Origin of the sequence: Collimonas sp. OK607 (genome assembly GCF_900111995.1) — a bacterium.
Lineage (GTDB): Bacteria > Pseudomonadota > Gammaproteobacteria > Burkholderiales > Burkholderiaceae_D > Collimonas.
In genome coordinates this window covers 1-12,116 of the sequence record NZ_FOKF01000072.1, presented here as the reverse complement: position 1 = coordinate 12,116, position 12,116 = coordinate 1, and the positions used below count along the sequence as shown (strand labels likewise).

Annotated in this window: 14 protein-coding genes, 1 tRNA gene and 2 pseudogenes; 8 read left to right on the top strand and 9 right to left on the bottom strand. The window is 52.9% G+C overall.

What is annotated here, in order from left to right; translation table 11 throughout:
* On the bottom strand, window positions 1–261 hold a 261-nt coding region (locus BM029_RS25070), incomplete at its 3' end, for a transposase (protein ID WP_139217343.1).
* Window positions 262–398: 137 nt separating this feature from the next.
* On the opposite strand from BM029_RS25070, the gene BM029_RS25065 reads away from it, so the two are divergent.
* On the top strand, window positions 399–1,013 hold the full coding sequence (locus tag BM029_RS25065; RefSeq protein WP_092440717.1) for a hypothetical protein: 615 nt from the start codon (window positions 399–401) through the stop codon (window positions 1,011–1,013).
* Between the two features lie 106 nt (window positions 1,014–1,119).
* Here BM029_RS25065 and BM029_RS26030 read toward each other — a convergent pair whose 3' ends face one another.
* From BM029_RS26030 to BM029_RS26175, 4 genes and pseudogenes are all read right to left on the bottom strand, one after another.
* A complete protein-coding gene (locus BM029_RS26030) occupies window positions 1,120–1,272 on the bottom strand; it encodes a hypothetical protein (protein ID WP_170851226.1) in 153 nt (50 codons plus the stop codon).
* Between the two features lie 7 nt (window positions 1,273–1,279).
* Window positions 1,280–2,426: pseudogene (locus tag BM029_RS25060) on the bottom strand (IS3 family transposase).
* 263 nt (window positions 2,427–2,689) lie between these two features.
* Window positions 2,690–2,881, bottom strand: a pseudogene (locus tag BM029_RS26680) (3'-5' exonuclease); the annotation flags it as partial.
* Window positions 2,882–2,905: 24 nt separating this feature from the next.
* A complete protein-coding gene (locus tag BM029_RS26175) occupies window positions 2,906–3,181 on the bottom strand; it encodes a hypothetical protein (RefSeq protein WP_211482536.1) in 276 nt (91 codons plus the stop codon).
* 155 nt (window positions 3,182–3,336) lie between these two features.
* Between BM029_RS26175 and BM029_RS25055 the strand changes: the two genes are divergently transcribed.
* The 3 genes from BM029_RS25055 (at window position 3,337) to BM029_RS25045 (ending at window position 5,761) form a co-directional block, all read left to right on the top strand.
* The gene (locus tag BM029_RS25055; protein ID WP_092440715.1) at window positions 3,337–3,747 is read left to right on the top strand and encodes a hypothetical protein; all 411 of its coding nucleotides are present in this window, start codon (window positions 3,337–3,339) and stop codon (window positions 3,745–3,747) included.
* Window positions 3,748–4,451: 704 nt separating this feature from the next.
* On the top strand, window positions 4,452–4,649 hold the full coding sequence (locus BM029_RS25050; protein WP_092440719.1) for an excisionase: 198 nt from the start codon (window positions 4,452–4,454) through the stop codon (window positions 4,647–4,649).
* Window positions 4,628–5,761 (top strand): site-specific integrase, encoded by a 1,134-nt coding sequence (locus BM029_RS25045; protein ID WP_092440714.1) that lies wholly within the window; start codon window positions 4,628–4,630, stop codon window positions 5,759–5,761. Before BM029_RS25050 ends, BM029_RS25045 begins: the two co-directional genes overlap by 22 nt.
* An 81-nt stretch (window positions 5,762–5,842) precedes the next feature.
* Here BM029_RS25045 and BM029_RS25040 read toward each other — a convergent pair.
* From BM029_RS25040 to BM029_RS25025, 4 genes are all read right to left on the bottom strand, one after another.
* Window positions 5,843–5,919: transfer RNA gene (locus BM029_RS25040), tRNA-Val, on the bottom strand.
* 66 nt (window positions 5,920–5,985) lie between these two features.
* Entirely contained in the window at window positions 5,986–6,723 is a 738-nt protein-coding gene (gene dnaQ / locus BM029_RS25035) for a DNA polymerase III subunit epsilon (protein ID WP_092440712.1), read from the bottom strand.
* A gap of 97 nt (window positions 6,724–6,820) precedes the next feature.
* A complete protein-coding gene (gene rnhA, locus BM029_RS25030; protein ID WP_062117257.1) occupies window positions 6,821–7,255 on the bottom strand; it encodes a ribonuclease HI in 435 nt (144 codons plus the stop codon).
* Window positions 7,256–7,353: 98 nt separating this feature from the next.
* Window positions 7,354–8,139 (bottom strand): class I SAM-dependent methyltransferase, encoded by a 786-nt coding sequence (locus tag BM029_RS25025; protein WP_092440710.1) that lies wholly within the window; start codon window positions 8,137–8,139, stop codon window positions 7,354–7,356.
* Between BM029_RS25025 and gloB the strand changes: the two genes are divergently transcribed.
* The 4 genes from gloB to BM029_RS25005 all read left to right on the top strand — a co-directional run.
* Window positions 8,138–8,956, top strand: coding sequence for a hydroxyacylglutathione hydrolase (gene gloB / locus BM029_RS25020; RefSeq protein WP_092440708.1), 819 nt, complete (start codon window positions 8,138–8,140; stop codon window positions 8,954–8,956). The two genes, BM029_RS25025 and gloB, sit on opposite strands and share 2 nt — an antisense overlap.
* Window positions 8,957–9,214: 258 nt before the next feature.
* Entirely contained in the window at window positions 9,215–10,723 is a 1,509-nt protein-coding gene (locus BM029_RS25015) for a transglycosylase SLT domain-containing protein (protein WP_092440706.1), read from the top strand.
* A 224-nt stretch (window positions 10,724–10,947) separates the two neighbouring features.
* The gene (fabI, locus tag BM029_RS25010; RefSeq protein WP_092415844.1) at window positions 10,948–11,730 is read left to right on the top strand and encodes an enoyl-ACP reductase FabI; all 783 of its coding nucleotides are present in this window, start codon (window positions 10,948–10,950) and stop codon (window positions 11,728–11,730) included.
* Between the two features lie 95 nt (window positions 11,731–11,825).
* Window positions 11,826–12,116, top strand: a 291-nt coding sequence (locus BM029_RS25005; RefSeq protein WP_139217342.1) for a transposase, incomplete at its 3' end; no start/stop codon positions are given.

Genomic DNA, 12,116 nt, shown 5'->3' with positions numbered 1-12,116 from the left:
TTTTTTTATGATTTCGTTCTCCCGTTTCAGGCGAGCGACCTCAGCTCGCAGACGGGACAACTCCATCGCTTCCGGCGTGACCACCTTGCTACCGGCACCTTTGAGCTCACCTACCGCGGCGGCCTTGATCCAGTTGCGCAACGTCTGGTCACTCAAGCCTAGCTCCTTGACCACCAGCGAAATTGCCTGCCCGTCAGCCACCCGTTTGACGGCAAGCTCTTTGAACTCGGTCGTGTATGCCTGTTTTGGTATTTTCTTCATTTCCGCTTCTTCCAAAGTAACGTTATTTTACGTCACCCGTGGAAGACTAAATTTCAGGGGAAGCTCAAAGCGACTCGCGACTGGTGTGACTAATGAGCTTGATACAGTATTCAAATCACTTTTGAAATGAACTAGCTATGCAAACAACTGCTCTTGAAGCCCTTACTGCTGAACTGCTTGGCGATATAGGCATAGTGCACGACCAAATCAAAGCCTTACGCGTCCAAGCACCGGCAATTTGTCAGGCTATAGAAACAACAGGAATCCAGGTATCTCAGACGGCAAAGGAATCGATCGATTCAGCGATTAAAGAATTGAAGGACGCGGCAAAACGCGAAATGGCTGCTGCTGCGGCATATGACAATTCTTCAAAAATAACTCAGGAACAAATCACCAAAAAAATTTCAGAAGCGACCGACGCTGGCATTGCAAAAATGAAGATAGATTTTTACCGGGTTGGTCAGGTGGTGCTTGAGCAAGTTCGAACAGAAGCTAGGAATTCGAATCCAAATATTTTGTGGCTACGGGCTAAGGTCGCCACCTCCAATATGATGGCCATCGCTGTTGGCATACTGGTGGGGGTAATGGGATTGTCCATGTACCTAGACAAGAAGCAGCAATTGCCGACACCCACCTCAAAAGAGGAGGCCCTTGGTCGTGCCATCATGAGCGCATGGCCTCACATGGATAAAGCGGCAAAAAATGTAGTGCTTCACATATTGGAGGACAAAACCCCGACAAGGTCCAAATAGTGGTCGCCGTGGCCGCCTCGAATTTTTACTATATGGTTGTTATCAGCAGTGGCTAGTGACACCTATGTGTCAGGTACATTGTCCACAGTGGCCGCGATATAAGATTTTAAATATTCGTTTTTAAACGGTTTTTTTCAAACATTGCAAAAAATGGATGCTCTTCTTCATAGGTGGCCCCGCTTGGTTGCCCACCCGAATTGACCATGATTTCCGCGACATTGCGTTCGTCAAAGTGAGGTGTACTGTCAATAGCGGACACTTCCGTCTCAAGCAGCCAGCTCAGTATTGCTGAAATTCTCAACGAACTGTGCTGGCGAAATGTAGCCAAGGCGCGAATGGCGCCGCTGGCGGTTGTAGAAAATTTCGATGTACTCCTTGCACGGGTGGCATACCTCTGATGATGAATCATCTCGTTCTTCAGACTTCCCCAGAAGCTCTCCATAGGGGCATTGTCGTAGCAGTTCCCCTTGCGCGACATGGAAGGCTGCATGCCGAACTGCCCGACCAGCTTCCGGTAGTCGTCGGCACAGTACTGGCTACCCCTGTCCGAGTGATGAATCAGGCCCGGTGCTGGCCGCTTGTTGCGCACTGCCCGCCACAGAGCCTGCGCCGTCAGTTCCTGCGTCATGCGTGCTCCCATCGCATAGCCAACTATCTCGCATGTGAAGACGTCCTTGATACCCGCCAGGTAAAGCCAGCCTTCACCGGTCGATACATACGTTATATCGGTTACCCAGGCTTCGCCAGGCCGCGTCGGGGCAAACGTCTGATTCAACAGGTTCTCCGCCACCGGAAAGCCGTGCTTCGAATTCGTGGTGGCCTTGAACTTGCGCTTTTGCTTGCAGCGCAGGCCCAGTTCCCGCCGCAGCCGCACGACACGGTCGCGTCCCGTGTCGAATCCTTGCGCGACCAGTTCCGGCCACATGCGCAGTGGCCCATAGGTTTCCCGCGTCTGGACGTGGGCAGCCTTGATCGCCACCTTCAGGCGCTCATCGTCCTGCATGCGCTGCGAGGGAGCGCGCCCGAGCCATGCATAAAAACCACTGCGCGATACGTCAAAAGCGCGGCACAGCAAGGCCAGAGGAAAGTCGGGTCGCATGGCGTTCACTTGCGCGTACCGGGCAGCGACTCCCGTGCAAAGTACGCGGTGGCCTTTTTTAACACGTCTCGTTCCATGTTCGACTCGGCCAATTCTCTGCGCAACCTCGCGACCTCTGCCTCCAGCTCGGGAACCGTTCGGCTACCGGGCGCCGCAGCGCTTCCATTGCCGCGCTTTGCTGCGCTCACCCAGTTACCCAGCGTCCCCTTGGGCATCGCGATCCGCTGCGCCGCCTCTTCCAGCGACAGCCCTTGTGCCAGCACCAGTTTGACTGCTTCAGCCCGGAATTCCGGCGTGTATGTCTTCAATTTCATTTCAGTTCTCCCTTTGATAAGTGTATCAAACGGGAGTGTCCGAAAATGTCAGGCTACCTCAAAGTATGGAGCCAGCGGCTTCAACAACTCTTTGATCGCGTCGGTACTTTTCTTTGGATTAAGCATTTCGCAGTTCTGTTTTGAACCAGGGACAAGTCGTCTTCAAATGCACACTCAAATTTGCTCGAATTGGATTTTTTCTCCACGGTGGCGCAATTCGTTTTTTGTATCTCGTTGATTTATCGCTGTTTTTATTTTCATTCCTAAAAAGTGGTTGCTCTAATTACGCCGGATTCCTTTACAAACACGCTTGGTATCTTGTCGGTCGTACAAGACGTCCAGAGAATGTTCTTGGCGAACGTCATGGCGACGCACATCAGACGCCGTTGTTCTTCTAGCGAACTCTTGTTGTTGGGGAAGCTGCTTTCTTCCAATCCGACTATCCATACTCGATCGTATTGGAGGCCGGACTGCGGTCGTCAAGTAATTTCGGACACAACAATAGGTTCCTTTGCTGCCATTTTCCGCTCATAGGCGGTGGGCGGCAGATTGCCCAATACTGAATTTAATCGCTCGGTGTTATAGAAGCAGAAGCCGACAACGTACGCGGTGATGTCTTTCCTGGCCTCGGCGTGGCAAGCTATCAAATTTGCTGGATCAGCAGTAGTTCTAGCGTTACCCACCGGCGTTTCAATGGCGCCGGCATTTCTCCCTTTCTCTCTTTCGTGCCATCGCCTGCCGAGTTGCGCAAACAAATTGTCTTGATACGATTGAGTCACTGATTAAGCAAAGCGATGCTAATCCAGGTAACGAAAAGAACAGAGCAGAACATCAGCTCCGTGACAAAGAAAAGCACCTGCCATAAGTCAAACTATCCGGTGGTGCCTCAATGAAGTGATCGGAGAAGATTATGAAAAATATCGAAATTACGAACCAAAACCTGTTCCATATCGATTGGGCAGCTGCTGACCGTCAAAAATTCCTGCAAAGTATTCCAGTCGGTCGCGTTCAGAAGAACAAACAAATCGCGCCAGGCATCATGTGCAAGGGCGTCTTGATGCAGGACGTATCCGGTAACGATGGCCGGTCGGTCAAGGCGATGCTGCGCGGTAGAGGTGATTTGCGCGCGTGCTGGTGGAATGTGTTCAATGTGGCAGCGATCGTACTCAATCCATGTGGCACCTTGGAAAGCCGGATGTATGCTTTTCACCGTATGCATCATTTTGTGACCGTGACGCGCTTGGAGTTTCTGAATAATCTGGGCGAAATTGCATGGGCCGTCAAGACGAAGGCACTTAAATTGAAGCGGAGCGTCAGTTGACCGTCGGCGTGCTGCGATATCAATGCTGTATGCCACGGCAACGCGGGACTATATTTTTTCAACTAAAAGGACTCAAAAGAAACTAACTCAATTCAGCTTGCAGTGCGTGGCATTCGCGGGATTTTCAGCGCCGGCGTGGCAAACGCGCACCAAACCGCTGTCTGCGTCCACGTCATGGATGAGAAGAAGAATGCGGCCGTCAACCTGGACCGGGTAAGCATTTCGCAATTCTGTTTTAAACCTGGGCAACTCGTCATCAGATGAACACTGAAATTCGCTCGAATTGGCTTTCGTGACCACAGTGCCGCAATTAGATTTTTGTAAATCATTGATTAATTTATGTTTTTTTTAAAGTTTCCAAAAAGTAGTTGCTCTTATAAATAAAATTTTCAAGCTAGTCGCCTGAGTGTTGCATTTATGCGGCTTTTTTGAGTTCTCGGTATTGCTCATCCCGATCATCATTTTTCCTGATTAGTTACCTACGTCAGAGAATCGCAATTTTGTTGACGACTGACCAAGCGAGTAAACGCGCACAAAATTTCGTGCAATTGCTTGAAAACAAAAGCGATCAAATTTATACCCGCATTCAACTCATTCTCTCATTTATAAAAAATTAAACTCATATGCAGAAAGTGGTAGTCGCCACTAATACCGAGGAGTATCAAAATGATGGATCGGATTCAAACGCATATGAAAGACACTTTATGAATGCGATCGTCGCAAATATTCGCTGGGTGCTAATCCCAGTATTTTGCGCCCTCACCGGCTATACCGATAAGGCCGTGCGGCGAAAAATCGAGGATGGTATCTGGGTCGAAGGCATGCATTACCGGCGCGCGCCGGACGGCCATATAACAATGAACGTTGAGGAGTATTACAAATGGGTCGAGCAAGGGGCGTAGAGCTGCGGGACAAAAGTATCCGCGTCGTTTTCATTTGGCAGGGAAAGCAACGCCGTGAAAAATTGGATTTGATGCCAACACCGGCGAACATTAAATACGCCGAGCGCTTGGTCGCCGAAATCAAGTTGAAAATTTCTGTTGGAACATTCGATTACGCTCTCACTTTTCCCAATTCCCCGCATGCGGCTGAGAGCCTGACCGATATACCGACTTTTGCTGCCTCGTGTGCATTGTGGCTTGAAACGAAGGGACGTTTGGCGGCAGCCACCCTGTCTCAATACAAAAATGCTCTGGAATTTTGGAAAGTGAAGTTTGGCCCTGAAACTCGCATTGACCAGATTACGCATGGAAAGATCGCCGCCATCGTCGGCGGCCATCCTTGGCCGTCGGCGAAGCTGTGTAACAACTATCTGATTCCATTGCGCGGCACCTTCATACTTGCCGGTCGGGACATGAGGGAGTTAGTCAATCCGTTGGACGGTATCAATAACTCGAGGCACCAGAAAACACCGCCCGATCCGTTGACGATCGCGGAGATGGAACGCGTCCTGGCCGATATGATTGAGCGATACCCACTGCAGATCGCTAATTATTTCATATTCGCATTTCTTACCGGAATGCGACCGGAAGAAATTATCGCGTTGCGTTGGGATGACATAGACTGGAACAACCGGACTACACGCGTCGAACGGGCAAAGACATTTAAGGGGCAGTTCAAAGATCTAAAAACGAGCGAGGTCCGCGATGTCGATCTGGTGGACCGAGCGATAAACGCACTCCAAGCCCAAAAGGCGTTTACCTCTTTGAAGTCGGCTGAAATATTCGAAAATCCAGTCACCGGCAGACCATGGCACGACGAACGGTCGCAACGGGATCATTATTGGAAACCAAGCTTGAACAAATTGGGGATCCGGGCAAGGCGTGCTTATCAAACTCGGCACACTTATGCGACCACAGCACTGATGGCGGGCGTAAATCCGGCATATATTGCCCGGCAACTCGGCCATGCAAATGCAAAAATGCTATTTACAGTGTATGCGAAGTGGATTGATGCAGCGGATCGCGGAAGGGAAAAAGCAAAAATGGAAGCCGTACTGCGCTTCCATTCATGATTTGCTAACGACGTTTTCACAACAATTTCTTTTGGAAAAAACCCAAAAAAAACCCAGAACCCCCGCAAACGTCGAGAATACTGGTAGGCACGATTGGACTCGAACCAACGACCCCTACCATGTCAAGGTAGTGCTCTAACCAGCTGAGCTACGCGCCTAAAGAAGCGAAATTATAATAGCAAATCTCGCTCGTGGCTAGTGTCTTGTGTAGATTTTTTGCAAGATTACTTTTGCGGCAGGTTTTCTGCCGCCCCAACGACCGCCTGACGCCATATGCACGCGCCTTTCGCGTCCTTGTCCAAACCATTGAGCAGTAACTCATGCTCAGCCAGCTCTTCCGCATTTGCCGTACGCACGACAATATCGGCCAACGGCAGCAACTCCATCACCGCTCCCTCACCGTCCGCTTCGCCATGCCCCGCGCCCGAATCGATGCTAAAGCTATTCTGCCCGCGCGTCATCGCCAGATACACCTCTGCCAGCAATTCCGAGTCGAGCAACGCGCCGTGCAAGGTGCGGTGGGCATTGGAAATACCGTAGCGATCGCACAGCGCATCCAGCGAGTTGCGTTTGCCAGGATACATTTCCTTGGCTTGCACCAAGGTATCGATGACACCGGCGATGTCGCCCGAAAACGTGCCTTTTCCCAGGAATTTGTATTCAGCATCCAGGAATCCCAAATCGAAGGGTGCGTTGTGGATGATGACCTGGGCGCCGCGGGTGTACTCACGCAACTCGTCGAATATCTCCGCAAACTTTGGTTTGTCGCTGAGGAAGGCGGTGGTCAAGCCATGCACTGCCAGCGCACCTTCTTCCGAATCGCGTTCGGGATTGATATAGCGATGAAAATTATTACCGGTCAGGCGCCGGTTCATCAATTCGACACAGCCGATTTCGATGATGCGGTCGCCGGTGCGTGGGTTGAGGCCGGTGGTCTCGGTATCCAGAACAATTTGTCGCATGGTCACTTAATCTTTAATACAAACACAAACATAAAAACATACTCTGCCAAAACCGCTATCAACAACGCGGCATGCGGTTGCGGCTTTAGTCTCGGCTTTATACAACAGTAGTCACACCGCGATTGGCGAGCTGGTCGGCGCGCTCGTTGCCGACGTGGCCGGCGTGGCCTTTTACCCAGCGCCATTCGATTTTATGCCGGGCCTGTGCTGCATCCAACGCTTGCCACAGGTCGACATTCTTTACCGGCTCGCGTGCCGCGGTTTTCCAGCCGCGTGCCTTCCAGCCATGGATCCATTCGCTGATCCCTTTTTGTACATACTGGCTATCGGTAAACACAATCACCTCGCAAGGCCGGGTCAAGGCGGTCAGCGCTTCGATCACCGCTTTCAGTTCCATCCGGTTGTTGGTCGTATTGCGTTCGCCGCCAAACAATTCCTTTTCCTTGCCATCCGCCACCAATAACGCACCCCAGCCACCAGTACCGGGATTGCCTTTACAGGCGCCATCGGCAAATATTTCTACTTTGTCCATACTTGATTCATTCACTTTCGCTGCTTTGATTTGTTGTGACGGTGCGCCTGACTGTGCGACGCACCGCTTGTTAAAGGCATGAGTTTACTACGCTGCTTCTACTCCGCCCCGTTCTGATCCGTCTTGTGAATCTTGTTGGTGGCGGGAACGCCACGCGCGGCCTTGATCACCTGCTTGCTGAAAGCCGGGCCGATCAGGTGCATGCCTTTGACCCGCTTGATTGCCTGCACAATGTATACCGCACCAAAATACGGCCACCAGCGATTGCCGGCCTTCTCCATGAAGTTGAACCGATGCAACCATTTGCTACTGGTATACGGCGGCGCGTAACAGCCGAAGTGACCACGATTGACTTCCATGTTCAACAGTTTCAGCCAGTCTTTCAGGCGCAGCAAACTGATGAACTCAGCATTTTGCGGCAAAAAATGCACTCCCGACATGCGGCCCGCGGTTTGCCGGATGCCCCACAGGCTGGCCGGATTGAAACCGCAAATGATGACTTGCCCCTCAGGGATCAGCACCCGCTCGACCTCACGCAGGATCTGATGCGGCTCGGCCGCGAACTCCAGCACGTGCGGCAGCACCACCAGATCCAGGCTTTGCGTGGCAAACGGCAATTCCGCAAAATCGTGGGTTATCACCACGCCGGATTGCACCTCGCCAGCTTCAGGCAGACGACTGTCTGTCAGCCATTTGTGGCGCATCCGGTTCGCTTGTAAAGCCTTTATTTGCGGCACGCCGATCTGCATTGCGTTGAAGCCGAAGATATCTGCCGTCATCGCATCCAGGCGCGCCTGCTCCCACTCCAGCATGTAACTGCCTGTGGGCGTCTGCAGCCAGGGGCCGAGCGCTATAATGGACTTTTCTGATGACGGATATCCCATGCCTGCCTTATTTGATAAATCACAAAGTAAATCATTGAGTGTATTGGCGGTGCCTGCATTTAACGACAACTATCTCTGGCTGATCCACGATGGCCGTCATGCCGCAGTCGTCGATCCCGGCGATGCCCAGCCGATTCTGGCTGCACTCGATGCTCATGGCCTGGTACTTGTCGCTATTTTACTGACACATCACCACGCTGACCATGTCGGCGGGGTACAAACTTTGCTGCAGCACTTTAACATCCCGGTATTCGGCCCTGCCGGCGAAGCCATCGCCGGCATTAGTCAGCCGCTCAACGAAGGCGATACTGCGACCATTCCAGAATTAGGATTGACGCTGTCGGTACTGGATGTACCCGGCCATACCAGCGGCCATATCGCCTACGTGGCGCAAGGCCAGCCTTGGCTGTTTTGCGGCGACACGCTGTTCGCCGGCGGTTGCGGACGGCTGTTTGAAGGCACTCCGGGACAAATGATCAATTCACTGGGGAAGCTAAGCAGCTTGCCGGGCGACACCCAGGTGTATTGCGCGCATGAGTACACCGTCTCGAATCTGCGCTTTGCGCTGGCGGTAGAGCCGGACAATGCCGCGTTGGTAGCACGCATGGCAACCGAACAAGCCAAGCGCGAGCGGCAACAAGCCACCGTGCCGTCAACCATAGCGATCGAGAACGCCACCAACCCCTTCCTGCGTTACCGTCAACCAACTATTCTTGCCAGCCTGCAAGCCAGCGGCCGCCTCGCCGAAAAACAACGGGAAACCGATCCCGTTGCAGCGTTTGCGGCATTGCGCGAATGGAAAAACAATTACAAATAAATGACAAATAAATCACAAACAATTCGGCAAACATCCAATACGTAAGCAACAAGTAGCGCCGCCGATCATCGTGATTTATTGTTATTGCTGGTTACATAGTTTCCGCATATCGATTTATTAAAACTAATACCTGATAAATCAATCACTTATCGTTTGTAACTGTGTAATTTTTGCTTGACGGGAGAAAACTGCCTTACGTACACTGCGTCTAATCCATTATTACCGGTTGATGACATCCCGGTCACATAAATTGAACCCATGTATCAGCTAAAACTCAAGAACATCGCTTTTGCCGCGCTCGCTTTTTTCGGCACTCCGCTCTTGGCCCAGGCCAACGACATTTCGATCTACACTCCCACTTTCAGCTTAACCGACCCAAACGACCCTGGCGCCGGCATGCTCGGCATGGAACAGGTCGATATCTGGGCGCGCATACGCAAGGGTTTCGGCATTCCCGATCTGGATAACGCGCAGGTGGTGAGTCAAACCGATTTTTACAGCGCCCGCCCGGAATATTTCGAACGGACCACAGTGCGCGCTTCGCGCTATCTGTATCACGTAGTACAAGAATTGGAAAAACGCGGCATGCCAACCGAACTGGCGTTGCTGCCGTTCATCGAATCGGCATTCAATCCGCAAGCCTATTCCGGCGCCAAGGCAGCGGGCATGTGGCAATTCGTGCCGGCTACGGGACGCGATTTCAATCTCAAGCAAAACATGTTCAAGGATGAGCGCCGCGACGTCCTGGCCTCCACCGATGCCGCGCTGACTTATCTGCAAAAGCTGTATGGCATGTTTGGCGACTGGCAACTGGCGCTGGCCGCCTATAACTGGGGCGAAGGCTCGGTACAGCGCGCCATCAACAAGAACCAGGCAGCAGGCCTGCCGATCGACTTCAACAGCCTGGCGCCGCTGATGCCGGCGGAAACGCGTAACTACGTTCCCAAGTTGCAAGCCGTCAAGAATATTATTGCAGCGCCCGAGATGTACAACGTCTCGCTGCCTAAGGTGGACAACCAGCCGTACTTCGTCACTATCGGCAAAACCCGCGATATCGACGTCAAGGTCGCAGCGCAACTGGCTGAATTGTCGCTGGACGAATTCAAGGCCCTGAACCCGCAGTTCAATCGGCCAGTCATCATCGGCAGCGCCGATACCAAGATTTTGCTGCCTGAAAGCAATGCGGAAAAATTCAAACACAATCTGACCCAGTGGACGCATACACTGTCTTCATGGACTTCGCACACCGTCAGCAGCGCCCGTGAGCGGATTGAAACCATTGCCACCAGATTCGACACCACACCGGCCATCATCCGCGAAGTCAACCATATTCCGCCAAGAATGCTACTGAAGGCCGGCTCCACCATCCTGGTGCCGAAAACCGAAACCGCCAACAGCGACATCACCGCCGAAGTAGCCGATAACGCCACCATGGCAGTGACGCCGGATGCGCCGGAAACCCGCCGCATTTCCATCAAGGTAGGCAAACGCGACACCCTGGCATCGATTGCATCGCGCTATCACGTCAGCGTAAGCCAGGTGAAGGCGTGGAACGGTTTGCGTCGTGATACCGTGAGCCGCGGCCAAAGCCTGCAACTGCAAGTACCAAACCGCATGGTAGCCTCTGCCGGCGGTACGAAAGCCGGCCACAACGTTCGCTACCATACAGCAACCGCCAGCAACAGCCGCAGCAGCAAAAACAAGGTTGCAGCAAAGAAAAGCAGCAAGCCTGTAGTGCTGGCCTCATCCAGGAATTCACGCAGCTGATCCGAAGCAGTAGAAAATAACCCGTGGCGCAACAGCGCCATGGGTTGTTGCAAAATCCCCGCCGATATCAAAAATACATTCCCCCGGGAAAACCGCTATAGTTGCCGTCGGCGCGACGAACCCCTACAATCTTGCCCTGTTCGATAAGAACTTCAAGCAGAACATCCGGTGCACAAGCATCACACCACCGCCAGCAATACAAACGGCGCACATCTGGAGTCAATATGGCATTCCTGCAAGGCAAAAAAATTCTGATCACGGGCTTGCTGTCCAACCGTTCGATCGCTTATGGCATCGCTCAAGCTTGCAAGCGCGAAGGCGCTGAGCTGGCGTTCACCTACGTCGGCGAGCGCTTCAAGGAGCGCATCACCAATTTCGCCAAAGAGTTCGACAGCGAATTGATTTTCGATTGCGACGTTGGCAGCGATGAGCAAATCAACGCATTGTTCGCCGACCTCGGCAAATCCTGGGACCAGCTGGACGGCCTGGTGCATGCCATCGGCTTTGCGCCAAGCGAGGCGATTGCCGGCGATTTCCTGGACGGCTTGTCGCGCGAAGGCTTCAAGATTGCCCACGACATTTCCGCCTACAGCTTCCCGGCAATGGCCAAGGCTGCGCTGCCAATGCTGCGCCCTAACTCGGCATTGCTGACATTGACTTACCTGGGTTCGGAACGTGTCGTCCCCAACTACAACACGATGGGCCTGGCCAAGGCATCGCTCGAAGCCAGCGTCCGCTACCTGGCGGGATCGCTGGGTCCTAAGGGCGTGCGCGTGAACGGTATTTCAGCCGGTCCGATCAAGACCCTGGCCGCCAGCGGCATCAAGGGATTCGGCAAGATCCTGGGCTTTGTCGCCGAGCACGCGCCGTTGCGCCGTAACGTGACGGTAGAAGATGTCGGCAATGCCGCCGCCTTCTTCCTGTCGGACCTGGCCAGCGGCATCACTGGTGAGATCACCTATGTCGACGGTGGCTTCTCTCACGTCGTAGGTGGTATCGCCGAATAATCCGGTGATCAGCTGAAAAAAAACGCCCGGTATAACCGGGCGTCAGGTTGCTGACAAAGCCTTCCGAAATTGGGAGGCTTTTTTTATAATTAGGGATGCTAAAAATCCCTGCGCCTTACCAGCACGAGCTGGAGATGGTGACGCTGGAAAGCCTGGTGCCCAGCGATCACCTGCTACGCAAGATCGCCGCGGCGGTCGATTTTGACTTTATCCGTCAGAAAGTGGCACATCTGTACTGCGCCGATAACGGGCGTCCGGCGCTCGATCCGGTGGTGCTGTTCAAGCTGTTATTCATCGGCTACCTGTTTGGCGTGCGCAGCGAGCGACAGTTGATGCGCGAGGTGCAAGTCAACGTCGCGTATCGCTGGTTCGCCGGTTTCAGGCTC

What these genes read in the sequence shown, in the direction of transcription:
- dnaQ (WP_092440712.1), bottom strand. Translation starts at nt 6,723, where the DNA reads ATGCGACAAATTGTTCTGGATACCGAGACCACCGGCCTCAACCCACGC.
- BM029_RS25045 (WP_092440714.1), top strand. Translation starts at nt 4,628, where the DNA reads ATGGGTCGAGCAAGGGGCGTAGAGCTGCGGGACAAAAGTATCCGCGTC.
- BM029_RS25065 (WP_092440717.1), top strand. Translation starts at nt 399, where the DNA reads ATGCAAACAACTGCTCTTGAAGCCCTTACTGCTGAACTGCTTGGCGAT.
- BM029_RS25050 (WP_092440719.1), top strand. Translation starts at nt 4,452, where the DNA reads ATGAATGCGATCGTCGCAAATATTCGCTGGGTGCTAATCCCAGTATTT.
- gloB (WP_092440708.1), top strand. Translation starts at nt 8,138, where the DNA reads ATGCCTGCCTTATTTGATAAATCACAAAGTAAATCATTGAGTGTATTG.
- BM029_RS25055 (WP_092440715.1), top strand. Translation starts at nt 3,337, where the DNA reads ATGAAAAATATCGAAATTACGAACCAAAACCTGTTCCATATCGATTGG.
- fabI (WP_092415844.1), top strand. Translation starts at nt 10,948, where the DNA reads ATGGCATTCCTGCAAGGCAAAAAAATTCTGATCACGGGCTTGCTGTCC.
- rnhA (WP_062117257.1), bottom strand. Translation starts at nt 7,255, where the DNA reads ATGGACAAAGTAGAAATATTTGCCGATGGCGCCTGTAAAGGCAATCCC.
- BM029_RS25025 (WP_092440710.1), bottom strand. Translation starts at nt 8,139, where the DNA reads ATGGGATATCCGTCATCAGAAAAGTCCATTATAGCGCTCGGCCCCTGG.
- BM029_RS25015 (WP_092440706.1), top strand. Translation starts at nt 9,215, where the DNA reads ATGTATCAGCTAAAACTCAAGAACATCGCTTTTGCCGCGCTCGCTTTT.